Source organism: Candidatus Pelagibacter bacterium nBUS_49 (assembly GCF_051200925.1).
In the GTDB taxonomy this organism is placed as follows: Bacteria; Pseudomonadota; Alphaproteobacteria; order Pelagibacterales; family Pelagibacteraceae; genus Pelagibacter.
This window is the reverse complement of the sequence record NZ_CP172837.1, coordinates 1,258,662-1,283,966: the sequence shown is the minus strand read 5'-3', so window position 1 is coordinate 1,283,966 and position 25,305 is coordinate 1,258,662. Positions and strand designations below refer to the sequence as shown.

At 30.4% G+C, this 25,305-nt stretch carries 28 protein-coding genes; 22 read left to right on the top strand and 6 right to left on the bottom strand.

The genetic code is table 11. The annotated features are described in order from the left end of the window. Positions 1-2: 2 nt before the first annotated feature. The 3 genes from ACIJYF_RS07000 to ACIJYF_RS06990 are packed head-to-tail and all read right to left on the bottom strand — an operon-like array spanning position 3 to position 2,199. On the bottom strand, positions 3-647 hold the full coding sequence (locus ACIJYF_RS07000) for a putative 2OG-Fe(II) oxygenase (protein ID WP_435116398.1): 645 nt from the start codon (positions 645-647) through the stop codon (positions 3-5). Between the two features lie 11 nt (positions 648-658). Continuing rightward, on the bottom strand, positions 659-1,171 hold the full coding sequence (locus tag ACIJYF_RS06995) for an invasion associated locus B family protein (RefSeq protein ID WP_435116396.1): 513 nt from the start codon (positions 1,169-1,171) through the stop codon (positions 659-661). Next, a complete protein-coding gene (locus ACIJYF_RS06990) occupies positions 1,162-2,199 on the bottom strand; it encodes an NADP(H)-dependent aldo-keto reductase (RefSeq protein ID WP_435116394.1) in 1,038 nt (345 codons plus the stop codon). The genes ACIJYF_RS06995 and ACIJYF_RS06990 overlap by 10 nt, the downstream gene beginning before the upstream one ends. 83 nt (positions 2,200-2,282) lie before the next feature. Here ACIJYF_RS06990 and ACIJYF_RS06985 point away from each other — a divergent pair, with 83 nt between their 5' ends. Further along, positions 2,283-3,044 carry a Bax inhibitor-1/YccA family protein gene (locus tag ACIJYF_RS06985; protein WP_435116392.1) on the top strand — a complete coding sequence of 254 codons (762 nt, stop codon included), beginning with the start codon at positions 2,283-2,285 and terminating at the stop codon, positions 3,042-3,044. 2 nt (positions 3,045-3,046) lie between these two features. On the opposite strand, the gene ACIJYF_RS06980 is transcribed toward ACIJYF_RS06985, so the two are convergent. Continuing rightward, complete coding sequence (locus tag ACIJYF_RS06980) at positions 3,047-3,391, bottom strand: DUF2794 domain-containing protein (protein WP_435116390.1); 345 nt, start codon at positions 3,389-3,391, stop codon at positions 3,047-3,049. After that, positions 3,384-3,935 (bottom strand): septation protein A, encoded by a 552-nt coding sequence (locus ACIJYF_RS06975; protein WP_435116388.1) that lies wholly within the window; start codon positions 3,933-3,935, stop codon positions 3,384-3,386. The genes ACIJYF_RS06980 and ACIJYF_RS06975 overlap by 8 nt, the downstream gene beginning before the upstream one ends. A gap of 87 nt (positions 3,936-4,022) precedes the next feature. Here ACIJYF_RS06975 and hspQ point away from each other — a divergent pair, with 87 nt between their 5' ends. The 15 genes from hspQ to mmsB all read left to right on the top strand — a co-directional run bounded on the left by hspQ (position 4,023) and on the right by mmsB (position 17,399). Then, positions 4,023-4,343, top strand: a complete 321-nt coding sequence (gene hspQ / locus ACIJYF_RS06970; protein WP_023649273.1) for a heat shock protein HspQ — start codon at positions 4,023-4,025, stop codon at positions 4,341-4,343. 163 nt (positions 4,344-4,506) lie between these two features. After that, a complete protein-coding gene (gene ccmC / locus ACIJYF_RS06965; protein ID WP_435116387.1) occupies positions 4,507-5,214 on the top strand; it encodes a heme ABC transporter permease CcmC in 708 nt (235 codons plus the stop codon). A gap of 17 nt (positions 5,215-5,231) precedes the next feature. Continuing rightward, on the top strand, positions 5,232-5,438 hold the full coding sequence (locus ACIJYF_RS06960) for a heme exporter protein CcmD (protein ID WP_435116385.1): 207 nt from the start codon (positions 5,232-5,234) through the stop codon (positions 5,436-5,438). A gap of 10 nt (positions 5,439-5,448) precedes the next feature. After that, entirely contained in the window at positions 5,449-5,868 is a 420-nt protein-coding gene (gene ccmE / locus ACIJYF_RS06955) for a cytochrome c maturation protein CcmE (protein ID WP_435116383.1), read from the top strand. A 1-nt stretch (position 5,869) separates the two neighbouring features. Beyond that, a complete protein-coding gene (locus tag ACIJYF_RS06950; protein WP_435116381.1) occupies positions 5,870-7,750 on the top strand; it encodes a heme lyase CcmF/NrfE family subunit in 1,881 nt (626 codons plus the stop codon). Further along, positions 7,740-8,258, top strand: a complete 519-nt coding sequence (locus ACIJYF_RS06945; RefSeq protein ID WP_435116379.1) for a DsbE family thiol:disulfide interchange protein — start codon at positions 7,740-7,742, stop codon at positions 8,256-8,258. Before ACIJYF_RS06950 ends, ACIJYF_RS06945 begins: the two co-directional genes overlap by 11 nt. Beyond that, positions 8,255-8,623 (top strand): cytochrome c-type biogenesis protein, encoded by a 369-nt coding sequence (locus ACIJYF_RS06940; protein ID WP_435116377.1) that lies wholly within the window; start codon positions 8,255-8,257, stop codon positions 8,621-8,623. Before ACIJYF_RS06945 ends, ACIJYF_RS06940 begins: the two co-directional genes overlap by 4 nt. 5 nt (positions 8,624-8,628) lie before the next feature. Continuing rightward, on the top strand, positions 8,629-9,141 hold the full coding sequence (locus tag ACIJYF_RS06935) for an acyloxyacyl hydrolase (protein WP_435116375.1): 513 nt from the start codon (positions 8,629-8,631) through the stop codon (positions 9,139-9,141). Positions 9,142-9,149: 8 nt separating this feature from the next. Next, positions 9,150-10,301: an alpha-hydroxy acid oxidase gene (locus tag ACIJYF_RS06930; protein ID WP_435116373.1), complete on the top strand. Its 1,152-nt coding sequence runs from the start codon at positions 9,150-9,152 to the stop codon at positions 10,299-10,301. Positions 10,302-10,321: 20 nt separating this feature from the next. Continuing rightward, entirely contained in the window at positions 10,322-11,485 is a 1,164-nt protein-coding gene (locus tag ACIJYF_RS06925) for a pyridoxal phosphate-dependent aminotransferase (protein WP_435116371.1), read from the top strand. Positions 11,486-11,490: 5 nt separating this feature from the next. Beyond that, complete coding sequence (locus ACIJYF_RS06920; protein ID WP_435116369.1) at positions 11,491-12,987, top strand: FAD-linked oxidase C-terminal domain-containing protein; 1,497 nt, start codon at positions 11,491-11,493, stop codon at positions 12,985-12,987. Next, the gene (locus ACIJYF_RS06915) at positions 12,941-14,218 is read left to right on the top strand and encodes an FAD-binding protein (RefSeq protein WP_435116367.1); all 1,278 of its coding nucleotides are present in this window, start codon (positions 12,941-12,943) and stop codon (positions 14,216-14,218) included. The genes ACIJYF_RS06920 and ACIJYF_RS06915 overlap by 47 nt, the downstream gene beginning before the upstream one ends. Next, a complete protein-coding gene (gene glcF, locus ACIJYF_RS06910; protein ID WP_435116365.1) occupies positions 14,218-15,510 on the top strand; it encodes a glycolate oxidase subunit GlcF in 1,293 nt (430 codons plus the stop codon). Before ACIJYF_RS06915 ends, glcF begins: the two co-directional genes overlap by 1 nt. A 2-nt stretch (positions 15,511-15,512) precedes the next feature. Further along, entirely contained in the window at positions 15,513-16,466 is a 954-nt protein-coding gene (locus tag ACIJYF_RS06905) for a 2-hydroxyacid dehydrogenase (RefSeq protein WP_435116363.1), read from the top strand. A gap of 18 nt (positions 16,467-16,484) precedes the next feature. Then, complete coding sequence (mmsB, locus tag ACIJYF_RS06900; protein WP_435116361.1) at positions 16,485-17,399, top strand: 3-hydroxyisobutyrate dehydrogenase; 915 nt, start codon at positions 16,485-16,487, stop codon at positions 17,397-17,399. Between the two features lie 4 nt (positions 17,400-17,403). Here mmsB and ACIJYF_RS06895 read toward each other — a convergent pair whose 3' ends face one another. Beyond that, positions 17,404-18,489, bottom strand: a complete 1,086-nt coding sequence (locus tag ACIJYF_RS06895) for a GAF domain-containing protein (protein ID WP_435116359.1) — start codon at positions 18,487-18,489, stop codon at positions 17,404-17,406. A gap of 145 nt (positions 18,490-18,634) precedes the next feature. Between ACIJYF_RS06895 and ACIJYF_RS06890 the strand changes: the two genes are divergently transcribed. The 6 genes from ACIJYF_RS06890 to ACIJYF_RS06865 all read left to right on the top strand — a co-directional run bounded on the left by ACIJYF_RS06890 (position 18,635) and on the right by ACIJYF_RS06865 (position 25,180). Continuing rightward, entirely contained in the window at positions 18,635-19,696 is a 1,062-nt protein-coding gene (locus ACIJYF_RS06890; protein ID WP_435116357.1) for an NAD(P)-dependent alcohol dehydrogenase, read from the top strand. Between the two features lie 22 nt (positions 19,697-19,718). Next, entirely contained in the window at positions 19,719-21,257 is a 1,539-nt protein-coding gene (locus ACIJYF_RS06885) for an ABC transporter substrate-binding protein (RefSeq protein ID WP_435116355.1), read from the top strand. A 66-nt stretch (positions 21,258-21,323) separates the two neighbouring features. Next, the gene (locus tag ACIJYF_RS06880) at positions 21,324-22,184 is read left to right on the top strand and encodes a carbohydrate ABC transporter permease (RefSeq protein WP_271488291.1); all 861 of its coding nucleotides are present in this window, start codon (positions 21,324-21,326) and stop codon (positions 22,182-22,184) included. A gap of 2 nt (positions 22,185-22,186) precedes the next feature. Further along, positions 22,187-23,035 carry a carbohydrate ABC transporter permease gene (locus ACIJYF_RS06875; RefSeq protein ID WP_271488292.1) on the top strand — a complete coding sequence of 283 codons (849 nt, stop codon included), beginning with the start codon at positions 22,187-22,189 and terminating at the stop codon, positions 23,033-23,035. Continuing rightward, a complete protein-coding gene (locus ACIJYF_RS06870) occupies positions 23,035-24,114 on the top strand; it encodes an ABC transporter ATP-binding protein (RefSeq protein WP_435116352.1) in 1,080 nt (359 codons plus the stop codon). Before ACIJYF_RS06875 ends, ACIJYF_RS06870 begins: the two co-directional genes overlap by 1 nt. Continuing rightward, complete coding sequence (locus ACIJYF_RS06865; RefSeq protein WP_435116350.1) at positions 24,107-25,180, top strand: ABC transporter ATP-binding protein; 1,074 nt, start codon at positions 24,107-24,109, stop codon at positions 25,178-25,180. Before ACIJYF_RS06870 ends, ACIJYF_RS06865 begins: the two co-directional genes overlap by 8 nt. Positions 25,181-25,305 lie beyond the last annotated feature (125 nt).

Below are 25,305 nucleotides of genomic sequence, written 5' to 3'. Positions count from 1 at the left end.
CTTTAATTTTCTATATCAATATCAGCATTCGCTGAAATAATTATTCTATCTTTTTTTCCTAGATATGGCTTAGAACCATGCATTATAAAACTGGGCCATATTAATAATTTACCCTCTTCTGCTTTAAAATGTGTTGAACTTTTGTTGTATCTCAATCCAGCAAAATCTTTATGAGAAAATCCTCTATTAAAAGGTCTTAAAAAATATGTTGATCCATTGTTTAAATCTGAATCATCACCAATTTGAACATAATAAACGCAGCTCATAGTGCAACCACCATGGTCATGAGGGGTTACAGCGCCACCTTTATTATATCTAATAAACCAGGAATTCTTTATTTTTACATTTAGATTTGATTTTTTATTTTCAATTTTATCTAGCTCTGTTCTATTAATATTTTTTGTCATTGTTAAAAAACACTCAGCTATGAAATTTGTAATTTTTAAAATAGCTTCATTTTTTTCTTTATGAATATAGTAATTACTTTCATATAGGTTGGAATTTTCGATTCCTTGTCTTGAATTTTTATTTTTGCTTTCATATTGCTTAAAAAACTCAATTAAATCTGTTTTCACCTCTTGGTGATTTGGATTATGAAATTCTCCAATAAATAATGGCCAAAGAGTATGAATTTTATTATCACTCATTAATTTTTAACTTAGCTACAAGCTTTTTTTGTAGCATTGTAAGCTTTAGTAAAGCCTAGCAGAGAATAATGGTCGATTGTTTGAGAGCCTTGTTGATTGTAACCAGTGATCATAATTCTAGATCCCTTTTTCATTCTCTTAATCATTCTAAATTCAATCTTAGTATCTGCGATCCAAGCAAAACCTTGTTCTTTAATGTCAAATTTGAATTTATTTTTACCTGATTGTGCTGTCACTGTGTTGCTATTAAATTCATAGCCTGCAGTCACACTTACTTCATCTATAATTTTTTCAGCAGGTCTAAAAGCAATAAACAATTTAGCATCTCTTTTGTTATTTGATTTTGGACCTTGTAAAATAGGTGAAGATTGTGCAAAGCAAACTTTACCAGTAGCTTCTAATATAACCATTGATTCCCAATCTTTATATTTACCAATTTTTTTTACCTCCTCTGCAGATAGTTGGCTGTAAGTACAAATAAAAATTATTGGTAAAATTTGCAAAATTTTTTTAATTATGGACATGGATTTGGATAAATTGTTTGAACGTTATTAATTTCTTTAATGACATCATCAGATAAATTTATATTTACACTTTCTATATTTGTTTTCAACTGCTCCATAGTTGTTGCACCAATAATTATGGAGGTAACAAAAGGTTGAATTTCTAAAAATTTTAACGACATTTGAGCTAAGTCAAGACCATGTTTGTTAGCTATTTCATAATAAGCATCAACAGCTTTTTCTGTATTTGGTTTTGCGTATCTTGTCCAAAAATCTGGATCTCTCTCAATTCTAGAATTTTTTGGCAATTGATTGTTTCTGTATTTTCCAGACAAGTAACCACTAGCTAATGGCGAATATGCTAAAAGACCTATTTCATCTCTAATTGATATTTCGGCTAAACCAACCTCGTAAGTTCTATTTAGTAAGCTATATGGATTTTGAATAGACATCATTCTTGGTAAGTCTTTTTCTTTTGATAACTCTAAATATTTAGAAACACCCCATGGTGTTTCATTTGACAGGCCAACTTCTCTAATTTTTCCTGCATCCACAAATCTTTTAAGATTACCAAGAACATCTTCAAATTTATTCCATTCACCATTTTCTTTGTGTTCATACCCAAGACGACCAAACATATTTGTATTTCTTTCAGGCCAATGAAGTTGATAAAGATCGATATAATCTGTTTGTAATCTTTTTAAGCTATCATTAATGGCTTCGGTCATTTTATCTAAGCCATAGTTATTTCCACCACCTCTTAAATAAGCTCTCATGGGACCAGCAACTTTTGATGCTAAAATAACCTTGTCTCTTTTTTTGGATTGTTTAAACCAATTTCCAATTATGATTTCAGTATGACCATAAGTTTCTGCTCTTGGTGGAACTGCGTATAGTTCAGCGGTATCCCAAAAATTTACACCCTGGTCCAAAGCGTAATCCATTTGTTCAAAACCTTCTTCTTGAGTGTTTTGTTCACCCCAAGTCATCGTGCCAAGACAAATTGTGCTTACATCAAGATCAGTATTACCTAGTTTTTTAGAATTCATTATGCTTTTTGTTCAATTTGAATATTTTAAATCTTTTAAGACATCTTGAATAATTAGTAAAAGACTATTATATATCATCCATTATGGAATTTGATAAAAACGGAATATTAAACAGAGCTAAAGCAGCTCAACAAACAGCAGTTGTAATGGATGAAGGCTTAAGAGCCTACATGCTTAAAGTTTATAATTATATGGCAACTGGAATTTTATTAACAGGAATAGTTGCACTTCTTACATTTAAGATGTCAGTAGTTACAAATGATGCGGGATCTATTGTGGGCTTAACATCAGTTGGTAATGCAATTTATATGTCTGGATTAAAATGGCTTGTGATGTTGGCGCCTTTAGGAATAGTGTTTTATATGAGTTTTGGAATAAACAAGATGAGCGCTTCAAAAGCTCAAACTACTTTTTGGGTTTTTGCAGGATTAATGGGCTTATCATTATCATCAATTTTATTAGTTTACACAGGCATGAGTGTAACAAGAGTTTTCTTTATATGTTCAGCAACTTTTGGAGCAATGAGCATTTATGGCTACACAACTAAAAGAGATTTAACAAAACTTGGCTCATTTTTAATGATGGGTTTAATTGGAATTATTATTGCATCAATTGTTAATATATTCATGCAATCATCAATGATGTATTTTGTTATATCAATTTTAGGTGTTTTAATTTTTGTGGGCTTGACAGCTTATGATACTCAAAAAATTAAAAATATGTATGCTGTAAGTGATACAGGCGAAGTCATGGGTAAAAAAGCTGTGATGGGTGCTCTTACACTATACTTAGACTTTATAAATTTATTTATAATGTTGCTAAGATTGTTTGGACAAAGAAGATAATCTTATTTTTGTAGCCTTTTCCAATTAGTACTTTTTAATAATACCTTAAGGTCAAAAGAGTTTTTTAAGATTTTACCACTGGTATCAGTTATTAAGTATCTAAGATTTTTATTCTTTGGCTTAAAGTTTTTACAAATTTTATATAAAGCGTTCTCTGCAGCATTTCTAAAAACGCTAAAGCTGACTTGTTTACTTGAGATATTTAAACCATAATCTTTCCACGATCCTTCAGAGACCATTTTTGCATATAAATCTAAGATAATTTTTAGTTCTTCTTTTTCAAAAAATTGTTTTTCTTCTATTTGTTTGTGGGGATTATTGATTATTAGTTTTAAGTTACTAGGCATCCATTTTATGTTTGTTGATTAATGGTATCTGAAAACCTGTGAAAATAATGGTTATTGGCAACATTCCCCATACTTTAAAGTTTACCCAAAACTCTTCAGTTTGAGTTCTCCAGATGCATTCATTTAATATTGCAAGACCAAAGAAAAAAAACATCCATCTTCTATTTAATAATTCCCATCCTAAATCTGAAAGTGGAATTGATTTTCCTATAATTTTTTTTAATACAGGTTCTTTGGTAAAATATTTTCCAAAATATAAAGCTAAAGCAAAAATAATATTTATTATAGTTGGTTTTACATAAATAAATATAGGATCATTAAAATAAATAGTTAATCCACCAAAAAATGTAATCAATATTCCACTAATTAAAGGCATCGGAGGTATTTTTTTTTCAAAAAACCAAACAACTACTAATGCAATTAAAGTTGCAACTATAAGTGGAGGAATGGCAACTGATAAATTTTTATCATTATTATAATAATAAAAAAAAAATATAGCTAATGGCCCAAAGTCTGTAACAAATTTTAAAAAAGATTTATTCACTTAAAAGATATTAACATATTTGCCACATCACAAAACATTAATATTTTTAGCATTGATTTTTATTTTTAAATACCCATACTAATAGCTATGCCAATTCAAAAAGCTAAATTCTCTATTGGAGATATTGTAAAACATAAACACTTCGAATTTAGAGGTGTGATATATGATGTAGATTTTGAATTTAATAATTCTGAAGAATGGTATCAGTCTATCCCAAAAAATGTGAGACCAAGAAAAGATCAGCCTTTCTACCATTTGCTAGCTGAAAATGACGAAATAACTTATGAAGCTTATGTTTCAGAACAAAATCTTCTAATGGACGACTCTGACGAGCCAATAAAACATCCTTTAATTGAAGAGATTTTTTCAGGAAAAAAGGGCTCTAGTTATTTTAAAATGTCTAATTAAATCTATCATTTTTCAAACACATTTAGCTCAAATCTAAGCCATATAAATTAATTAAATTTATTTCATATTCTGATCAAGAGTGTTAAACGTTAATTTCAAATCATTATCTCCCTCTGCATTCTTGATCGGAAATCCTTTTCATACTAAACATCACTAATTAAATATGTTTAAACTATTTCATCCAAACAGGGTTTTTCAGATAACTTCTAAAGCTCCTAAATATGTTCTGATTTTATTTGTAATGGTACTTTCAGTTGGACTAACTGAAGCGTTAATATTGTCACCTGAAGATTATAAGCAAAGTGATGCTGTTAGAATTATGTATGTGCATGTTCCGGCAGCATGGATTTCTCTGGGTATTTTTTCAAGTATAACTTTTTTATCTATTAGTGGATTTATTTTTAAAAATAAGAATTTTTTTTTAATTTCAAAAAGTCTAGCACCTTCAGGGTTTGTTTTTAATATTATTGCTTTAGTGACTGGTGCTATCTGGGGAAAGCCAACATGGGGAACTTGGTGGGCCTGGGATGCAAGGATAACCTCAATGTTAATATTGGCACTCTTTTACGCAATATATTTAATTTCATGGAGAATTTATGAAAGTGAAGAAAAGGTTTTTAAGATCACAACTTTTATTACCATACTAGGTATAGTTAATGTTCCTATTATTAAATACTCCGTAGATTGGTGGAACACACTTCATCAACCAGCATCAGTCAATATTTTATCAAAAAGCTCAATTCATTCATCAATGCTTTTTCCTCTACTAATAATGACTGCGGCATTTGCTCTTTTTTCATTGCTAATTTTCTTAATGAAATATAATACAGAACTGATAAAAATTAAAAATAAAGGCTTAGATAGATTATGATTAATGAATTACTTTTTATGAACGGATACGGAGCTTACGTATTGTCTGCTTTCAGTTTTACGCTTTTAAGTTTTTCAGCTCTATATTTGATTACTAAAATTCAATTTATTAAGGAACAAAATAAATTTGTAGCTAAATTTGGATCTTTAAACTCCGAGAAAGCTAAATCTGCAAAATCACAAAGAATAAACAAAGAAATTTTAGCTAACGCCACAAACAATTAACTTTTGAACCATGTATGGTCGTAAAGTTAAATTAAGATTCTTATTTGTAGTACTTATTTTAATAACTTTAATATTAACAACGTTTCTTGTTTTAAAATCTCTTGAAGAAAACGTAGTATACTTTCAGTCACCATCAGAAATTAAAGCTTTATCAGAATTAGATAAAAAAAAAATTAGAATTGGTGGAATGGTAAAAAAAAACTCTATTTCAATAAATTCCAATGAACTAAAGTTTGTAATTACAGATTTTAAAAATGAAATAAATGTTACCTATACTGGAGCAATCCCAAATCTTTTTGAAGAAGGAAAGGGAGTGGTAGCAGAAGGGTTTTTAAAAGACCGAAATTTTTTTTCTGCATCTAAAATTTTAGCAAAACATGATGAAAATTATATGCCTCCAGAAGTAAAACAGGCGCTTGGAGAAAAGTAAGATGTTATTTAGTACTATTGGAAACTATGCATTACTTTTAGGACTTTTTTTTGGATTAGTTCTTTTTTATTTTTCAGCAATAAATTTAAGAAATTCAAAAGTATTAGATACTAAAATTTTATCATTTACATTTTTACAATTTTTATTAGTTGTAATTAGTTTCTTATGTTTAGTCTTATCATTTGTTATATCGGATTTTAGTAACGAAACTGTTTTTAATAATTCGCACACAACTAAACCAATTTTTTATAAAATTGCTGGAACATGGGGAAATCATGAGGGAAGCTTATTATTGTGGTTATTAGTTTTAACATTATTTATTCTTATTTTTTTAGTAAAGACTAAAAATCAACCAATTAAATATAGAATATTAACTCTAGTATTTCAGCAAATCATAATTGTAGGTTTTTTTGTTTTTTTGATAAAAACATCAAATCCATTTAATTATATTTATCCAACACCAACAGAGGGATTGGGTCTTAATCCAATACTACAAGATCCGGCTTTAGTGATACATCCACCTATTTTATATTTAGGATATGTGGGATCATCCATAATTTTTTCTTCAGCTTTAGCTGCTACAAGTTTAAATTTAGTATCTAAAAAGTGGGCGTCTCACATAAAGAAATGGGTGTTAAGTTCATGGGTTTTTTTAACTCTAGGAATTTTATTAGGATCTATTTGGGCGTATTACGAGCTAGGTTGGGGTGGCTTTTGGTTTTGGGATCCGGTCGAAAATGTTTCTTTAATGCCATGGTTAGCATTAACAACACTTTTGCATTGTATTTTGGTTTTAGAAAAAAAATTAATCCTAACTTCTTGGGTAATAATTTTATCAATATCGACATTTGCTCTTAGTATGAGTGGCACATTTTTGGTTAGATCTGGAATTCTAAATTCTGTACATACTTTTGCAAATGATCCAGAAAGAGGTTTATTTATTTTAACTTTTTTGTTTTCTCTAATTTTTCTTTCATTATTTATTTTTTTCTTTTTTCACAATCCTAGTAAAAATAATCCAAGCAATTTTTTTCTATTAAGCAAGGAATCAGCAATAATAATCAATAATTGGTTTATGATGTATTTCTTGTCAGTTGTTTTAATTGGTACTATTTATCCAATTTTCCTTGATGTTTTGTCATCTCAAAAAATATCTGTAGGACCTCCTTTTTATCACAAATTGATAATACCTTTTTTAATTCCCTTTTTGTTGATTATGACAATTGGACCAAAGTTGAAATGGATTAAATCAAATCTAGAAGATAAAATTTACTTAATTGTGCTCTTAATAGTTTCAATTTTACTATCTATATTAATTATTAAAAATTTTAGCACTGATTTTTTAATAAACACAATTTTGATTTCGAGCGCTTTTTATTTATTCTTTATTACTTTAAGAGATTTCTTTAATAAGGGTTTTAAAAATTTGGCTCAAAATACAGCTCATTTTGGTTTTAGTTTATTAATTTTAAGTATTCTTTTTAATAATTTGTTTTCTACAGAAATAATTACAAATTTAAAAGTTGGAGAAACTTTTGAGAATACAAAAACAAAGATAATTTTTGAGAACATTAATCAAAAGGGAGAAAAAAACTATAAATCGATAAGAGCTAAATTTATTATTCAAGATTCAAAAGGTAAAATAGAGAATTTGTCACCAGAACTAAGAATATATAATCAACCAAATATTGTTACTAGTGAAGCTGACATTAAAACAACATTATTTTCAGATAAATTTATCGTTATCAATTTAGTGCCAAACCAAGAGCTGTTTAATGTTAGATATCAAGTCAAACCATTTATGTTATGGATTTGGATATCGGTAATTTTAATTAGTATTGGTGGATTATTAAGCTTTGCAAAAAAAGAGTATGAAAAATAAATTATTACCAATTATAATAACTTCACTATTTATAATTATTTTTATATTTTTTTACAAAGGTCTTAAAAATTCAAATATCTATACTCCTGAGACAAAAATTAATATTAAAGTTCCATCATTTGATGGAGAGTTGTTTTATGAAAAAAAAATAATTAATTCTTCAGAACTATTTCAGGTAGACAAATATTACTTGTTGAACATATGGTCCTCATGGTGTGTTCCATGTAGGCAAGAGCATTCTTTGCTTATGAATTTAAGTAAAGACAAAAATATAGAATTAATTGGTATAAATTACAAAGATATAAAAATTAAGGCTAAAAATTTTTTAGCTGAACTTGGTAACCCTTATAAAAAAATAATTTTTGATGATAAAGGTATTATTGCAATTGAATGGGGGGCATATGGAGTTCCTGAATTGTATTTAATTAAAGATGGAATAATAATAAAAAAATATATCGGACCCCTAAACAAAACATTATTTAATGAAATTAATTATTTAACAAAATGAAAATATTAAAATTATCTTTAATTTTTTTATTCATTTTTTCTTTCAATAATTTGAAGGCGAACAATGAAGGCATAAATAGTAAAATTACAAAGAACCTTCGATGTCTAATTTGTCAAGGGCAATCTGTTTACGACTTAGACTCTGAATTTGCAATTAGTATCAAAACTCTAGTAGATAAAAAATTAGATGAAGGTTTTTCTGAAAATCAAATTTATGATTTCTTTAAAGAAAAATATGGAGATTGGATTTTGTATGATCCAGAGCTTAATAAAAACACCTATATATTATGGTTATTACCAATATTGATATTTTTAATTGGAGGTGCAATTATTGCAAAAACTTTTATAATTAAAAAAAATAATTAGCCATTATGATTTTAAAAAAATTTTTAATAAGTGTTTTGTTTGTTCTTTTAACTTTTGCAGCTAACGCTGAAGAAACAAAAGATTATAATTTGGATACCAAATTTAGTGTTTATTCAGGTATGTTTGATTTTAGCGATGATGGAAAAAAATCTACATTAATAGGTTTTCAACATCAGAATGAAAACCTTAATCGAGATACTTTTTTAGGTAATATTTCACCAATAACAGGTGCAATTATTACAGCTGATAATGCTGGCTACATCTATACGGGTGTTCAAGCTCAATACAAAATTGGAGCATTAAATATTACTCCAAGTTTTACACCAGGATTATATCACGAAGGTGATGGCAAAGATCTTGGGCACATGCTTGAATTTAAAAGTGAAGTTCAATTGTCTATTGATTTTTCACAAAGTTCAAAATTGGGTTTTTCTTATAACCACATATCTAATGCCAGTTTAGGAGATAAAAATCCTGGGGCAAATAGTTATATGTTTAATTTCTTCAAAAACTTTTAGTAATTATCATGAATTTAAAAAATTGTTATAATTTTAATGACTTTAGAAAATTAGCAAAAAAAAAATTACCATCACCTATCTTTCACTATATTGACGGTGGTGCAGATGATGAAGCTACATTAAAAAGAAACACTGATGCTTTTAACGATTGCGATTTAATCCCCAATGTTTTGGCAAGTGTAGGTAAACCTGATTTATCAACTACTGTTTTTGGTAAAAAAATTGATATGCCAATATTTTTATCTCCAACTGCTATGCAAAGACTTTATCATCATGATGGTGACAAAGCCTCAGCTCGAGCTGCAGAAAAGTTTGGAACCTTTTATAGTATGTCTACCATGGCAAACAATACCATTGAGGAAATTGCTGAAATTTCTAAAGGCCCAAAATTATTTCAACTTTATGTTCATAAAGACCAATCAATTACAGACGATTTAATTGAGAGATGCAGAACATCTGGTTATGACGGTATGTGTTTAACAGTAGATACATTAGTTGCTGGAAACAGAGAAAGAGACCACAGAACTGGTTTTACTACTCCTCCAAAACTCACACTTCAAAGCTTAATGAGTTTTGCAATGCATCCAGAATGGGTATTTAATTATTTTACGCATGGAAAATTTGAATTGTCGAATGTGAAAAATAAGACAGATAAAGGAACTAATATTTCAAAATCAGTTATTCAATATATTAATGAACAGTATGACCCAGCAATGAATTGGAAAGATGCTGAATATTGTGCAAAAAAGTGGAACAAACCATTTGCATTAAAAGGTGTGATGTCAGTTGAAGATGCAAAAAGAGCAATTGATATTGGTTGTACTGCTATAATGATCTCAAATCATGGGGGTAGACAGCTAGATGGTTCAAGATCACCTTTTGACCAAGTAAAAGAAATTTCAGATGCAGTTGGTGATAAGCTTGAAATTATTTTAGATGGTGGAGTTAGAAGAGGTACTCACGTTTTAAAAGCTTTAGCTGCGGGTGCTACAGCGTGTAGTTTCGGTAAAATGTTCTTATTTTCTCTAGGTGCTGGGGGTCAAGCAGGAGTAGAACGTCTATTGCAGAATATGCATGATGAAATAAATCGCAATATGGTATTAATGGGATGTAAAAATATCAAAGAATTAAATAGAACAAAACTAATTTATAGAAAATAATTTATAAGGAGAAATAGAATATGAAATTAGCAGCAAGTCTAAATCGTTTGGGAACAGAATCAGCATTTAGCGTTTTAGCAGAAGCTAAAAAATTAGAAGCTGCTGGAAATCCAATGATACATTTAGGACTTGGTCAACCTGATTTCAAAACTCCAAAGCATGTAGTTGAGGCTGCTAAAAAAGCTCTAGACGATGGACATCACGGATACGTTTTATCAAATGGAATTCTAGAGTGTAGGCAAGCTGTAACAAGGTGGATAAAAAAACGCTATAATACCGAGGTAGATGCTGAAAGAATTATAATTATGCCAGGGGGCAAGCCTACCATGCACTATGCTATACAGTGCTTCGGAGAGCCTGGAGCAGAAATTATTCATCCAACGCCTGCATTCCCAATTTATGAGTTTATGATTAATTATACTGGATCTACAGCTGTTCCTTATGATTTAACAGAAGACAAAGATTTAAGATTTAGTGCAGATAAAATTTTATCTTTAATAACTGATAAAACTAGATTGTTAATTTTGATCAACCCAAATAATCCAACTGGAAGTTTTGTTGAAAAATCAGAAATAGATAAATTGGCAGAAGGTTTAAAAAAACACCCTCATGTAACAATCTTGAGTGATGAAATTTATAGTAGACAAATTTTTGATGGCAAAGAAATGCCAACATTATTCAATTATCCGGAATTAAGAGATAGATTAATTGTCTTAGAGGGTTGGAGTAAAGCTTATTCTATGACTGGTTGGAGATTAGGTTGGAGTTTTTGGCCAGAACAATTAGTTGAACATATTAACAAGTTATTAATTAATAGTGTTTCATGTGTTAATGCTGCTGCACAGTTTGCAGGAATAGCTGCTTTAGATGGACCAGACGACTCTATTAATCAAATGATGGAAAAATTTATTCAAAGAAGAAAACTAATTCATGAAGGTTTGAACAGTCTACCAGGTGTAGAGTGCAGTTTACCAGGAGGTGCATTTTATGCTTTTCCGAAAGTTATAGGTACTGGAATGGACGGCTCAGAATTTTGTAAAAGAGCTATGCACGAAGCTGGAGTTGCTATAGTTCCAGGTACAGCATTTGGTAAAACATCTAAAGATTATGTTAGATTTAGCTTTGCAGCCTCTCAGGATAACATTTCTAACGCATTGGAAAATATTAAAAAAATGTTAGGCTAGAGTTGATGTCTGAACTTGCTCTACCCAAAGTTGATAAAAAAATATTATCAAAGAAGCCTTTAATTGTATCTGATCTTAAAAAAATTATTAATAAAGATAATGTTTTAAGTGATGCAGATGAAATTAAACCATATGAAACAGATGCTTTAGCAGCTTACAAAAATACACCTCTAGCTGTTGTGTTGCCTGAAAATACACAAGAGGTTAGCGAAATTTTAAAATATTGTAATAATGAAAATATAAAAGTTATTCCAAGAGGAGCAGGGACTGGATTATCAGGTGGGGCACTACCTTTAAATGATGCAATTCTTTTAGGACTTGGAAAATTTAATAAAATTCTTGATGTTGATTTTAATAACAATTGTGTTGTTACACAACCAGGTGTTACCAATTTATCAATAACTCATGCCGTAAAACACAAGGGATATTACTATGCACCTGATCCATCAAGTCAATTAGCTTGTTCAATTGGTGGAAACGTAGCAGAAAACTCAGGAGGAGTTCACTCCTTAAAATATGGCACTACAACAAATAACATTCTAGGTGCAGAGATGGTTTTGATGGATGGAACCATATGTAGATTAGGTGGAAAAACATTAGATCAAGAAGGTTATGATTTAATGGGACTTATCTGTGGTTCTGAAGGATTGCTTGGGGTTATTACTGAAGTAACTGTTAAAATTTTAAAAAACCCTCAAACGGTCAAAGCAGCATTAGTTGGTTTTCCAACAATTGAAGACGGTGGAAACTGTGTAACTGAAATTATCTCTAGTGGGATTGTTCCTGCTGGAATGGAAATTATGGATAAAGCTTTAATTGATGCAACTGAAAAATTTGCTAAAGCAGGATATCCAATGGATGCAGAAGTTTTAATGATAGTAGAGCTTGATGGAACTAACTCTGAAGTTGATGGTATGCTTAAAGAAATAGAAATAATTTCAAAAAAAAATAATTCAAATAGTTTCAAACTTAGTCAAAATGAAAAAGAAAGAATGGCTTTTTGGTCAGGACGAAAAGCTGCTTTTCCTGCATGTGGAGCTATGGCACCAGACTATTATTGTATGGATGGATCAATCCCAAGAGGAAAATTATCGGAAATATTAAAAGAAATTACCAGACTTTCAAAAAAGTATAACTTAGCTGTAGCAAATGGTTTTCACGCAGGTGATGGTAACTTGCATCCTCTTATTTTATTTGACGGAAGTAAAAAAGAGGAATTGAAAAAGACAGAGGAATTTGGAGCAGAAATATTAAAAGCATGTGTGAAAATGGGAGGCGCATTAACTGGAGAACATGGAGTAGGTATTGAAAAGCGTGAATTGATGTGTGAAGCTTTTAATGACGATGATATTCAACAACAATTAGATATAAAAAAATCATTAGATACAAAAAATCTTTTAAACCCAGGAAAAGTTTATCCTATATTAAGAAAATGTGCAGAGGAGGGGAGAGTTCATGTTCACAGAGGAGAAGAAAAATTCCCAGATCTACCAAGATTCTAATCATCTCAAACCTGATACAGAAATCGTAGTTTCAAACTTAGTTAAAGATTTTTATAAAAAAAAATTACCAATAAACTTACATGGAATAAATAGTAAAAAATATATTGGTTATAATGTTCAAGCTGCAAAAACATTAGATCTATCGTATTTAAATGGAGTAATAGAGTATTTACCAGAAGAACTTTACATTAAGGTATTAGCAGGAACACCAATTAAAATTATTGAAGATTTATTAGAAAAACACAATCAGCAGTTGGCATTTGAGCCTTTAGATTTTGGTTATATTAAAGATGGTAAATCCAATAAAGGGTCTGCAGCAGGATGTGTTGCTACTAATTATGCAGGATCACGTAGATTTAAAGTAGGAAGTGTAAGAGATTTTGTATTAGGTTTTAGAGGAGTTAACGGTAAAGGAGATATTATAAAATCAGGGGGAACAGTAGTGAAAAATGTAACCGGATATGATTTATCTAAAGTAGTATCAGGTTCTTTTGGAACTTTAGTTGCACTTACTGAATTGACATTAAAAGTTTCACCAAAAAAGATATTTCAAAATACTATTGTTATATACTTAGATGACGTTAAAATTATTTCTTCTCTTTTTCATAAAATTTTAGGTTCAAGTAATGAAATTTCAGGAGCAACCTATATTCCAGATGAACCAAAAAGTAAAAAGTTTGACTTAAATAAAAGTAGAGTTTTTAAATTTAATGATCTTAATGATGATGGTTCTTTTTTAGCAATAAGATTAGAGGGAGATCGAGTATCTGTTCAAGAAAGATTGAAAGATATAAGTAAAGAATTAGAACTTAAAAAATATAAAACATCTATTTTAGACAATCATCAATCAGTTCCATTTTGGACAAAAGTAAATAATTTGGAATTATTCACAAGAACAAAAAATAATTTAATAAGAGCAGTAATTCCTCCATCTAATTCTGAAAAGTTAATGAAATTTATAGGTAATAAATTTAAATATTTTATTGATTGGTCTGGATCTTTGTTTTGGATAGAGGTCCCTGATAACGAAGATGATAAAATTGCACAAATTAGAGAGTTTATAGGTAATAATGAAGGATATATGACCATCATTATGAAATCAGAAAATTTTGATTTTAAAGAAAAAGTATTTTCAACTGATAAAGCAAAGTTAATGATATCAAAAAAAATTAAAGAAAGTTTTGATCCTAAAAGCCTGTTCAACCCAGGAAGAATGTATCGAGAGATTTAATGCAAACAAATTTTTCTAACACACAACTAAAAGATAAAGATAATCAATCTACTGAAAAAATTTTTAAAAAGTGTGTTCATTGTGGAATGTGTAATGCCACCTGTCCAACGTATGGAATTCTTGGTGATGAATTAGATGGTCCAAGAGGAAGAATTTATCTAATTCAGGACATGTTAGAAAATAATAAGAAGCCATCTAAAAAAGTAGTAAAACATATTGACAGATGTCTTTCATGTTACAGTTGTATGACCACTTGCCCTGCTGGAGTAAATTATATGCATGTAATAGATCATGGAAGAAAATACATAGAGAAAAATTATGAGAGACCTTTTTTTGATAAATTATTAAGGAATTTTTTATCAATAACTCTTCCAAATGTTAGATACTTTAAAGTTGCAAGTTTTTTTGTAAAAATTGGAAAACCTTTTAGTTTTTTATTTCCAAAAAAAATAAAGAATATGATTGGTTTAATGCCAACATCTTTTCCAAAAAAACTTCTTAAGAACCAAGAAGTTTATCGAGCTAAAGGAAAAAAAATAGCAAGAGTTGCCTTGTTAACTGGCTGTGTTCAAAAAGAAATTTCTCCTCAAATAAATGAGTCTACAATAAGGTTATTAAATAGACATGGGGTTGAAGTTGTTGTTCCAAAAAAAATTCGATGTTGTGGATCTCTAAATCATCATCTTGGAAAAAGTGAAGACGCACATTCTGATTTTACTAACAATATTAACACTTGGTATGAAGAGCATAAAAAAGGAAATTTAGATGCAATATTATCTAATACATCTGGTTGCGGAACTACCTTGAAAGATTATGGTTTTATTTTTAGAGATGATAAAGATTATAAAGATAAAGCAAAAATAATTTCTAAATTAACAAAAGATGTAACTGAATATTTGTCTGAAAGTTTAAAATTAAATATTAAGAAAAAAAATAAAAAATATAAAATTGCTTATCATTCAGCCTGTTCAATGCAACATGGTCAAAATATTCATTCACAACCCTTAGAATTATTGTCAAAAACCAAAAATGATATAATGGAAATACCCCAAGGACATCTATGTTGTGGATCTGCTGGAACTTATAATATCTTACAATCTGAGATAGCAACAAAACTGCTTAAAGATAAAGTTAAAAATATAGAAAGCACTAATCCTGAAATTATTTCAACAGGAAATATTGGTTGCATTACCCAAATATCTAATGGTACCAATATTCCAATTTTACACACAATAGAATTATTAGATTGGTACACTGGTGGTCCTAAGCCTAAAATTTTAGAAAGAATATGATTATGAAAAAAATATTAGTTACAAGAAAGTTGCTTAAAGACTGTGAGGATAAAGCAATCAAAGCTTTTGAAGCTAAATTAAATACAAATGACGAACTTTATTCTCAATCAAAACTAATTGAATTAAGTCAAGGGTGCGATGCAGTTTTAACTTCTTTAACTGATAAAATGGATGCAGAAACAATTAATAAATTACCTGAGACTATAAAAGTAATATCAAATTTTGCAGTTGGATTTGGAAACATTGATTTAGAAGCAGCAAAAAAAAGAGGTATTGCTGTAACTAATACTCCTGAAGTTCTATCTGATGCCACAGCTGAAATTGGGATTCTTTTAATTTTAGGTGCTTGCAGAAGAGCAGCAGAAGGAATTGAAGCTGCAAAAGAAAGTAATTGGAAATGGTCGGCAGATTATTTAATTGGAAAGCAATTAACTGGTTCTAGACTCGGTATCTTGGGTATGGGAAGAATTGGACAAAAAATTGCAAAAATTGCAAAGTCACTTGGAATGATTATTCATTATCATAATCGTTCAAAATTAAGTGACGAAAAAGAACAAGGAGCTATCTATCACGATAGTCTTAAAAGTTTATTTTCAGTTTCAGATGTTTTGTCAATTTGTTGTCCAGCAACAAAAGAGACAGTGAATTTAATTAATAAAGAAACGGTTGAATATTTCCCAAAAGGAGCGGTAATTACAAATGTTGCCCGAGGAGATATAGTTGATGATGATGCTTTAATTGATGCTTTGAATAGAAGAAAAATTTATGCAGCTGGATTAGATGTTTATAAAGGTGAACCAAATTTAAATCCTGGCTATTTAAAAATAAAAACTGCTTTTATTCTACCTCATCTTGGAAGCGCAACTAAAGATACAAGAATTGCAATGGCTAATCTTGCAATTGATAATATTGATGAGTTTTTCAATACAGGTAATTGTAAAAATAAAGTAAACTAAGCGAAAAGAAAAAAAAGTATGTCTGAATTAATTGCATTTATTGGTATTGGAAACATGGGTTTGCCTATGGCTGAAAATTTAATGAAATCTGGAAAAAAGATTAGAGTTTTTGATGCTTCTAAAAGTACAATTGAAATTGCTCAAAAAAAAAATTTAGATGTTGTTGAAAATTTAAGCGACTTAGTTACGACAGATGTAACAACTGTAATAACTATGCTTCCTGAGGGAAAACATTCTAAAGAAGTTTTTTTAGGAGAAAGTGGAATTATCAACAAAGTATCAAAAGATTGTCTATTAATTGACTGCTCTACAATTGATATCCAAACTTCGAAAGAGATTGGAAAAAAAGCAACTGAAAACGGAATTAAAATGATTGATGCCCCAGTGAGTGGAGGTGTTATGGGTGCACAAAAAGCAACTTTAAATATAATGGTAGGTGGAACCAAAGAAGCATTCGATCTTGCATTACCTCTTTTAAAAATTATGGGAAAAAATATTTTTCATGCGGGAGAATTAGGAAGTGGAAATGGAGCAAAGATTTGTAATAACATGTCATTAGGAATTACAATGATTGCAGCCTCTGAATCATTAATGTTAGCTAAGAGATTAAATATAGATATTAAAAAAGTTCATGAAATTATGAAAAATGCATCTGGTAACAGTTGGCCAATTTCTGTTTATCCACCTCTCCCAGATTTAATTAAGGGAACACCTTCTAATAACAATTATCGACCAGGATTTTCTGCAGGCATGATGAATAAAGATCTTAAACTTGCTTATGAATGTGCAAAAAGTGTTAGTGCAGACACACCTCTTGGTAAAATGGCATTAGAAATATATGAAAAATTTTGTAAAGACGGTAACGATGATAAGGATTTCTCTGCTATTTCAAAAGTAATTGGTGGAGATGCTTGGGATTATCCAATAGAATAAATTTTTAATTTAAATGTTTATAAATTGTTGTTCTGGATACGCCAAGTTTTCTAGAGGCAACAGAGATATTATTTGTTTCTAAAAAAGTTGATCTAATTAATACACACTTTTCTCTTTTAATTTTTGTATCTTTACATGATTTACAAGCATATGTTTTTTTGGATACATTTTCTTTAATTTTATTTTCTTTAAAATTTTGACTCTTTACTACAAAAACTGATGATCCTAGGTGATCAGTTATTTTCAATATTTTATTATTTAGTAAATCAGAGACTACTGATGAAAATGAATTTGTAAAAATATTATTGAAGTTTTCATTCTTTAAATCTACCAATCCATGAAGCATAATTTTAGCATTACTGTTTGCACCAACCACAACTCCATCACCATTAATAGCTAGTAACCCAACACTTGTAGTTGAAAGATATTCTGATCTCGGATGGAAAGATAAAATTAATTCACTAGAAAATTTTTGAATAAATAATTTGGTTTCTATACTCCTAGTTGCTAATTTTACTAGTGCTAAAGTATGTTGTTCTCTTGATTTTGAGTCTGTGGAGGCATCAATGATACCTATTGTTTTCCCATCATAATTAATAATAGGGCTAGCAAAACAAGATATTTTTTCATGAGCAATAAAAAAGTGTTCTTTGCCAGACACTATTGTGGGTTTCTTAAGTTCTACTGACAATCCAAGACCATTTGTACCACAAACTTTTTCTGCCCATATAGAACCAGGTATTACTGATTTACCAACATCACCTTGCAAGCAAGTTTTATCATAGATAGTGTCGAGCACTAATCCATTTTCATCTGAATAAGCTACCATAAAATTCGTTCCTGCAATTTGAGAATATAGTAGTTCTATTTCTGGAATAACAATTTTTCTAAGTGCTTCATTTTTTTCTTTAATTTGTTTAAGCTCAACTGAAGATACAAGACTTTGTTTGGGATCTTTGAATGGATCAAGACCTGTAGAGATACATCTCATCCAACTTTCAGAAATATCTTCTCCCATTGTATCTGAGAGCATATTTCTTTTTTTTAAAATATTTTTAAACTCTTTGTTAGCTGAATTTAAATTATTCATATTTCAATTTAAGTCTCTTTAATCCTCAAAACAACTAACCACAGGTTGTATTTGTACATTTATTGGACATATTTGAGTCGCGTTGACTGTCACTTTACCTCCGTGTTGAATAGGATTTGTTTAAATAGATTAGGAGAAAAAAATTATGAAGGCACAAGTTTTACATAAGTACGACCCAGAAATGAAAGAAAAAGTATGGGTCACAGAGCAAGAAATGCCAGAACCAAAATTGGAAAAATCTTCAGATGTAATTGTAAAAATAGGAGCTGCAGGAGTTTGTAGAACTGATTTACATATAGTTGAAGGAGCTTGGAAGCATATTCAGGATCCTAAAGGTGATTTATTGCCTATGGTTATGGGGCATGAAAATGCTGGATGGGTTGAAGAAGTAGGAAAAGATGTTGTTGGGTATAAAAAGGGTGATCCAGTAATTCTACACCCAATTATTTCAGGAACTGATGGAACATGTTTAAGTTGCCGAAGAGGTTTAGATCAACATGCAGAAGAAGGATCATTTCCAGGTCTTAATATTAAAGAAGGTGGTTATGCAGAATTGCTTAAGACAAGTGTTCGTAACTTAATTAAGCTACCTACAGTATTAGCACCTAAAGATGTGGCACCTTTTTCAGATGCAGGCTTGACAGCTTATAGAGTTGTTAAAAAAGCTACCAGACATTTATTGCCAGGTCAGAATTGTGTAATCATAGGTGCTGGTGGATTAGGTCATATTGCAATTCAATGTTTGAGAGCAATGTGTGCTGCTAATATTATTATTGTTGAAAAATCCAAAGCAGCATTAGATCATGCTATGCCTTTAGGTGGTGACGAAGGTGTTTTAATTGATGGAAATGAAATAGAGAGGGTTTTAGAACTCACAAAAGGTAAAGGTGCTGAAGCCGTTATCGATTTTGTTGGTGAACATGGCTCCACTAAGATGGGTCTTGATATGACTTCAGGTGGTGGATTTTATTATATCGTTGGTTATGGAGAAGAAATTAAAATTTTAGCTGTTGATGTAATTATTTCAGAAAAAAACATAATAGGAAATTTAGTAGGAACGTGGTCTGAGTTATATGAGCTTATGGAGTTGGCTAATAAAGGTTTAGTTAAACTTTCTATGCAAGAATATAAATTAGGCGATGCTAATCGAGCGCTTCATGAACTTAACGAAGGTAAAGTTAAGGGTAGAGCTGTTTTAGTTCCATAATAACACAAAGGGGAGAATAACAATGAAAATAACAAAAACTTGCTTGAGTGCAATAATATCAAGTGTATTGATATTTAGCCCAATGGCATATGCAGATAAGTGGAGTGATCAATTTCCACATATCAAAGCTACAGGAGATATTGCTGGTGATTGTTCTTATGAAAAAATTTCAAAGAAAAATTACAAAGGAAAAACTCTTAAAATAAATACGCACGCAGTTCCAGTAATTGGTCAGCCTACAGCTCTTCATGCTGAACAGTTTGCAAAACTAACAGGGGCAAAAGTTGATGTAACACATACACCTGCAGGTGACTTGTATGCAAAAGCTATGGTTCCTTTTAAAGCTGGTCAAGCTCCATACGATATCGTATTTGGTTTTTCTAACTTTATCAATGACTGGAGACAATACTTAGCACCAGTTCCAAAAAAATACATAAACACAGTTGAGATGAAAGATGTAACTAAATCTCATGTTGGTGTTTCTTCTTGGGACGGAACTATGTATCAATACCCAGTTGACGGTGACAGACATTATCTAAAATACAGAAAAGACGTAATAGATAATCCTGAAATGCAAAAAAAATACAAAGCAGATACTGGTAAAGAGTTAAAAGTTCCTACTACTTGGAAAGAATATGGCGAAATGGCCAAATACTTTAACGGTTGGGATTGGGATGGAGATGGAGAAAAAGAATACGGTTCAGCTGAAGTGATGAAAAAAGACGATTTAATGTTCGCAGCTTTTTTCAGTAGATCAGTAGCGTACGCTAAAAATCCCAGAACTCCAGGTGGTTTCTTTTTTGATTTAGAAACTATGAAACCAAACATTAACAATCCAGGATTTGTTGAGGCTTTAACTGATTGGGTAGAGGCTACGAAGTATGTTCCTCCAGGAGGGATAAACTTTGGACTAGGTGATGAAATAGGATCATTTGGTGGTGGTCAAACTCTATTTAGTTTTTCATGGGATGATGCTTTTATTGCAGCAATGCAAGATGATAGTCCTATTAAAAATAAAGTAGGTACAGCCCCTCTTCCGGGTGCAGATAAAGTTTGGAACAGAGTATCTGGTAAATGGGAAAACAAATACAACCAAGCACCATACATTGTATGGGGTTGGGCAGTAGGTGTTGCTAAGAAAAGTAAAGTACAAGAGATGGCATTTGATTATCTATGTTTCTTTTCTAACGGAGCAAACCACCAAGCTGACTTAGCTATTGGTAACTTTGGGGTTAATCCATTTAAAAACTCTGATTTTGATCCACAACTTTATATTAATACTATGGGTTGGGATGCAGACATCGCTAATAGTTACACTAAGACACTTAAAGATATGGAAAAAAGTAAAAATAGAGTTTTCCCTTTAAGAGTTAGAGGTGTGTTTGAGTTCACTAGTGCAGTTGCTACTGGAACTTCAAAAGCGCTTGCGGGACAATTATCTCCACAAGAGGCTTTAGATGAAGTTGCTAAAGAGTGGGAAGCAATTGTTAGCAGAGTAGGTATGAAAAACGTTCAAGAAGACTACGCTGTTGGTGTTAAAATGGAAGACAACAAGTTATAATAATAACTTTAATATGTGGCCGCTTTTTATTAGCGGTCACATATACTATAATTAAAATTCAACTTCATGAACTTCAAACACAAATATATTTTTTTATTTCCTGGGTTATTTGTACTCATCGGAATTTTAATATTTCCAATAATATTTGTAGTACGATTGAGTTTATCAGGATGGAACAGTTACAATGGACTAAATTTTATAGGTCTTGAAAATTATATTAGGCTGTTCACAGATGATCCTCGATTTTGGGAATCATTTTTTAGATTAAGTTTTTTATCAGTTACCACTGTTGTTCTCCAGTATGTCATTGGGTTTGCACTAGCACATATGGTCTGGAAGGATATTAAGTTTCAAAGGTTTTTTAGAGTGCTATTTTTAATACCAATGATGACAACACCTGTAATTATGACAGTTATTTGGAGAACCTTCTTTCACGAATCTTTGGGTCCAGTTAATGATATTTTATCTAACTTTGGTATGTCACCTAAGTGGCTCACGGACCCTACTTTAGCTAAAATTACCGTTATTATTGTTGAGGTTTGGCAGTGGACACCTTTCATGTTTTTATTACTATTAGCTGGCCTTTTATCACTTCCAAAAGAACCATTTTTAGCTGCTGCAATTGATGGTGCTAGTCCTATTAGAAAATTCATCTACGTTACATTTCCGTTAATGGCACCAATTTCAATTGGAGCAATAATTATTAGATTAATTGAAGCCTCAAAAATAATGGACACTGTTTATGTGTTAACTTCTGGTGGTCCAGGGACTTCAACTGAAACATCTAGTTTTTATATATTTATCAAAGGATTGAGAGAATTTCAGATGGGTTACGCGGCCTCAATGTCATTCACTTATTTAATTATAATGATCATAAGCTTAACTGTCATTGCTAAAGTATTAACTAAATTATTACTTAAAGATTAAATATGGGAAAAATATATACATTTTTAAAATACTTTTTCATAACAGTTTGGACTGTGTTTGTTGTGGCCCCTTTTCTTTGGGCTCTAACTACTTCATTTAAAGATTTTAATTCTGTAAATGGTGGAGCAACATATATTCCTTGGGTTGATTTTGAGCCCAAGTTAGAAGGTTGGAAAGTTCTAATTAAATCACCTGCAAATGGTGGGGTTGATATTATTGAACCTTATTTTAACAGTTTGTTTGTAACTTGTACTGCAAGTTTAATAAGTATTGTACTTGGAACATTATCTGCTTACGCCTTATCTAGGTATACTTTTAAAGCTGGTTTTGTAAAAAATAATGATATTACATTCTTTTTTATATCTCAAAGAATTATGCCACCAATTGTTTTATCAATACCTTTCTTTTTATTTTTGGGATCAATAAATTTGTTAGACAGTTTAATTGGATTAATAGTTGTTTATATTGTTTTGTTAATGCCCATAGCTGTTTGGATTATGGTAGATTTTTTTAATAAAGTTCCAAGAGAGATCGATGAAACAGCTTTAATTGATGGCTGTAACCCTTATCAGGCTTTTTTTAAAGTTGTACTACCAAATTCAATACCTGGATTAATTGTAGCTGGAATGTTTTGTATTATATTTGGTTGGATTGATTTTTTCTTTGCATTCATTTTAACTTTTACTGAGGTACAATTATTACCAGTTAAGATAGTAGCACTGAACTCTTCTATTACGCCATGGTGGAGTTTATCTGCCTCAGCATTAGTATCAGTCGCACCTCTAATCGTAGTCGCATTTATTGTTGAAAGATACTTATCAAAAGGAAATTTATCTGGAGCTATTAAATAATGAATTTAGTTGCTGAAAACTTAAATTATAAACCAGACGATCAATTTCATTTAAATGAAGTGTCTTTTAATTTCAAGAAAGGTAATATTTATACAATTCTCGGAAGAACTTTATCAGGCAAAACAACATTATTAAAAACTATTGCTGGATTATTAACTCCTGATAGTGGTTCTATGAAATTTGAAGATAGAGATTTTTTAAAAGTTCCAGTGTGGGAAAGAAATATAGCAATGGTTTATCAACAGTTCATCAATTATCCCCACTTAAATGTTTATGAGAACGTTGCTTTCCCTCTAAAACAAAGGAAAATAGACAATCATGAAATAAATGATGTGGTTTTAAAATCTCTTAAGTCTGTAGGACTAGAAGGGTATGAAAATAGAAAAATTCAAGAATTATCTGGTGGTCAACAGCAGAGAGTATCCTTAGCAAGGTCTCTTGTTAAGAATGCAAAAATTTTATTGCTAGATGAGCCTTTAGTGAATTTAGATTATAAATTAAGAGAGCAATTAAGAGAAGAATTTAAAAATATTTTTTCACAAGGTTTATCCGAAGAAAGTATTGTAATCTTTTCAACAACAGATCCAAGAGAAGCAATGGAGCTAAATGGAGAAGTAATAGCAATTGATGAAGGTAAAGTTTTACAGGTTGGACCAGCAAAAGAAATTTTTGAAAACCCCAAAACATTAAAGGTTGCAGAAATTTCTAATGATCCTCCAATGAATGTTTTAAATGCTAATATTGATTCAAATAAGATTAAGTTTGAAGGGATAGAGATAGATATACCTAACCATTTGTCTAATTTAAAAGACAAAAATTTTAATTTGGGTATTAGAGCTTCAGATATTGTGTTAAGTGATAGTGGTTTTGAATTCGAAGTAGAGCTAGCAGAAATAAGTGGTTCAGAAACATTACTTCATCTTAAGAGGGGAGATGTAAAAATTATAACTTCAATTGAAGAAGTTATGAATTTTAATATTAATGATAAAGTTAAAATAAATTTTAATACCAAAAAAGTTTATGCATTTAACGAAAGTGGAATTTTAGCATCATCACCGTTTGGAGGTTCGTATGTCTAAAATAGATCTGAATAATATCTCTCATTCATATAATCCTAATGATTTGGAACCTAAATATGCACTAAATCCATTTTCAATGACTTGGGAAAATGGGAAAAGATATGCAATCTTAGGACCTTCAGGGTGTGGGAAAACTACAATGTTAAATATCGTTTCTGGCCTGGTAAGACCTTCAGCTGGAAATATTTTGTTCGATGATAAAGATGTTACGGATCTTAAAACTGAAAGTAGAAATATAGCCCAAGTGTTTCAGTTTCCAGTAATTTATAACACGATGACTGTTTATGAAAACTTAGCCTTTCCATTAAAATGTAGAGATTTTTCAAAAGATAAGATTGAAGAAAGAGTTAATTCTGTGGCAGATACTTTAAATTTAAAATCTTTTTTAAATTCTCCAGCTAGAAAGCTCACTGCGGATCAAAAACAACTAATTTCTCTTGGTAGAGGATTGGTCAGAGAAGATGTTGCGGCTGTTTTAATGGATGAGCCATTAACAGTTATTGACCCTGATTTGAAATTTAGACTTAGAAGAAAACTAAAAGAAATTAATGAAGAGTTTAAAACAACCCTAGTCTATGTAACACATGATCAAAATGAGGCCATGACCTTTGCAGATAATATAATTGTGATGAGCGAGGGTGAGGTAGTGCAGGCAGGAACACCCAAAGAATTATTTGAAAGACCTAATACTACTTTTGTTGGATATTTTATTGGTTCTCCAGCAATGAATTTATTTGAGTCAGAACTATCATCTAATAACAGTGTTAAGATTAATAATACCTTAGTTAAAACAAATACTGATTTATCAAGCTTAAAAAGTAAGAATATTAAATTAGGTATAAGATCTGAGTTTATTAAAATTGCAGAAAATCAAAAAGAAAACATATTAAATGTTGATGTTGAGAAAGTAGAAGATCTTGGAAATTATAAATTGTTAACTGCAAAAATGGGAAATCTTACTATTAAATCTAAAATAAATAGAGAAACTGAAGTTCCATCCCATAACGTTAAGTTGCATATACCTGCCGAAAAATGTTGCGTTTATGGTGATAATAAATTGATCTAAATCAATAAGTTCTACCACAGATTGTAATTTAAAGTTAACGTAGCCATTTTGGCTATGGACTTCGAAGTCCAATTATAATTAACTTCAAAAAGTTAATTAACTAATACTAAAAAAGAGGAGAGAAA

Excerpts from the sequence above, each read along its gene's own strand:
- ACIJYF_RS06940 (WP_435116377.1), top strand. The coding sequence starts at position 8,255 with ATGAAAATATTAAAATTATCTTTAATTTTTTTATTCATTTTTTCTTTC.
- ACIJYF_RS06875 (WP_271488292.1), top strand. The coding sequence starts at position 22,187 with ATGGGAAAAATATATACATTTTTAAAATACTTTTTCATAACAGTTTGG.
- ACIJYF_RS06885 (WP_435116355.1), top strand. The coding sequence starts at position 19,719 with ATGAAAATAACAAAAACTTGCTTGAGTGCAATAATATCAAGTGTATTG.
- ACIJYF_RS06930 (WP_435116373.1), top strand. The coding sequence starts at position 9,150 with ATGAATTTAAAAAATTGTTATAATTTTAATGACTTTAGAAAATTAGCA.
- ACIJYF_RS06935 (WP_435116375.1), top strand. The coding sequence starts at position 8,629 with ATGATTTTAAAAAAATTTTTAATAAGTGTTTTGTTTGTTCTTTTAACT.
- ccmC (WP_435116387.1), top strand. The coding sequence starts at position 4,507 with ATGTTTAAACTATTTCATCCAAACAGGGTTTTTCAGATAACTTCTAAA.
- ACIJYF_RS06960 (WP_435116385.1), top strand. The coding sequence starts at position 5,232 with ATGAACGGATACGGAGCTTACGTATTGTCTGCTTTCAGTTTTACGCTT.
- ACIJYF_RS06945 (WP_435116379.1), top strand. The coding sequence starts at position 7,740 with ATGAAAAATAAATTATTACCAATTATAATAACTTCACTATTTATAATT.
- ACIJYF_RS06950 (WP_435116381.1), top strand. The coding sequence starts at position 5,870 with ATGTTATTTAGTACTATTGGAAACTATGCATTACTTTTAGGACTTTTT.
- hspQ (WP_023649273.1), top strand. The coding sequence starts at position 4,023 with ATGCCAATTCAAAAAGCTAAATTCTCTATTGGAGATATTGTAAAACAT.
- mmsB (WP_435116361.1), top strand. The coding sequence starts at position 16,485 with ATGTCTGAATTAATTGCATTTATTGGTATTGGAAACATGGGTTTGCCT.
- ACIJYF_RS06870 (WP_435116352.1), top strand. The coding sequence starts at position 23,035 with ATGAATTTAGTTGCTGAAAACTTAAATTATAAACCAGACGATCAATTT.
- ACIJYF_RS06905 (WP_435116363.1), top strand. The coding sequence starts at position 15,513 with ATGAAAAAAATATTAGTTACAAGAAAGTTGCTTAAAGACTGTGAGGAT.
- ACIJYF_RS06995 (WP_435116396.1), bottom strand. The coding sequence starts at position 1,171 with ATGTCCATAATTAAAAAAATTTTGCAAATTTTACCAATAATTTTTATT.
- ACIJYF_RS06880 (WP_271488291.1), top strand. The coding sequence starts at position 21,324 with ATGAACTTCAAACACAAATATATTTTTTTATTTCCTGGGTTATTTGTA.
- ccmE (WP_435116383.1), top strand. The coding sequence starts at position 5,449 with ATGTATGGTCGTAAAGTTAAATTAAGATTCTTATTTGTAGTACTTATT.
- ACIJYF_RS06925 (WP_435116371.1), top strand. The coding sequence starts at position 10,322 with ATGAAATTAGCAGCAAGTCTAAATCGTTTGGGAACAGAATCAGCATTT.
- ACIJYF_RS06990 (WP_435116394.1), bottom strand. The coding sequence starts at position 2,199 with ATGAATTCTAAAAAACTAGGTAATACTGATCTTGATGTAAGCACAATT.
- glcF (WP_435116365.1), top strand. The coding sequence starts at position 14,218 with ATGCAAACAAATTTTTCTAACACACAACTAAAAGATAAAGATAATCAA.
- ACIJYF_RS06865 (WP_435116350.1), top strand. The coding sequence starts at position 24,107 with ATGTCTAAAATAGATCTGAATAATATCTCTCATTCATATAATCCTAAT.
- ACIJYF_RS06980 (WP_435116390.1), bottom strand. The coding sequence starts at position 3,391 with ATGCCTAGTAACTTAAAACTAATAATCAATAATCCCCACAAACAAATA.
- ACIJYF_RS06920 (WP_435116369.1), top strand. The coding sequence starts at position 11,491 with ATGTCTGAACTTGCTCTACCCAAAGTTGATAAAAAAATATTATCAAAG.
- ACIJYF_RS06895 (WP_435116359.1), bottom strand. The coding sequence starts at position 18,489 with ATGAATAATTTAAATTCAGCTAACAAAGAGTTTAAAAATATTTTAAAA.
- ACIJYF_RS06985 (WP_435116392.1), top strand. The coding sequence starts at position 2,283 with ATGGAATTTGATAAAAACGGAATATTAAACAGAGCTAAAGCAGCTCAA.
- ACIJYF_RS07000 (WP_435116398.1), bottom strand. The coding sequence starts at position 647 with ATGAGTGATAATAAAATTCATACTCTTTGGCCATTATTTATTGGAGAA.
- ACIJYF_RS06890 (WP_435116357.1), top strand. The coding sequence starts at position 18,635 with ATGAAGGCACAAGTTTTACATAAGTACGACCCAGAAATGAAAGAAAAA.
- ACIJYF_RS06915 (WP_435116367.1), top strand. The coding sequence starts at position 12,941 with ATGTTCACAGAGGAGAAGAAAAATTCCCAGATCTACCAAGATTCTAAT.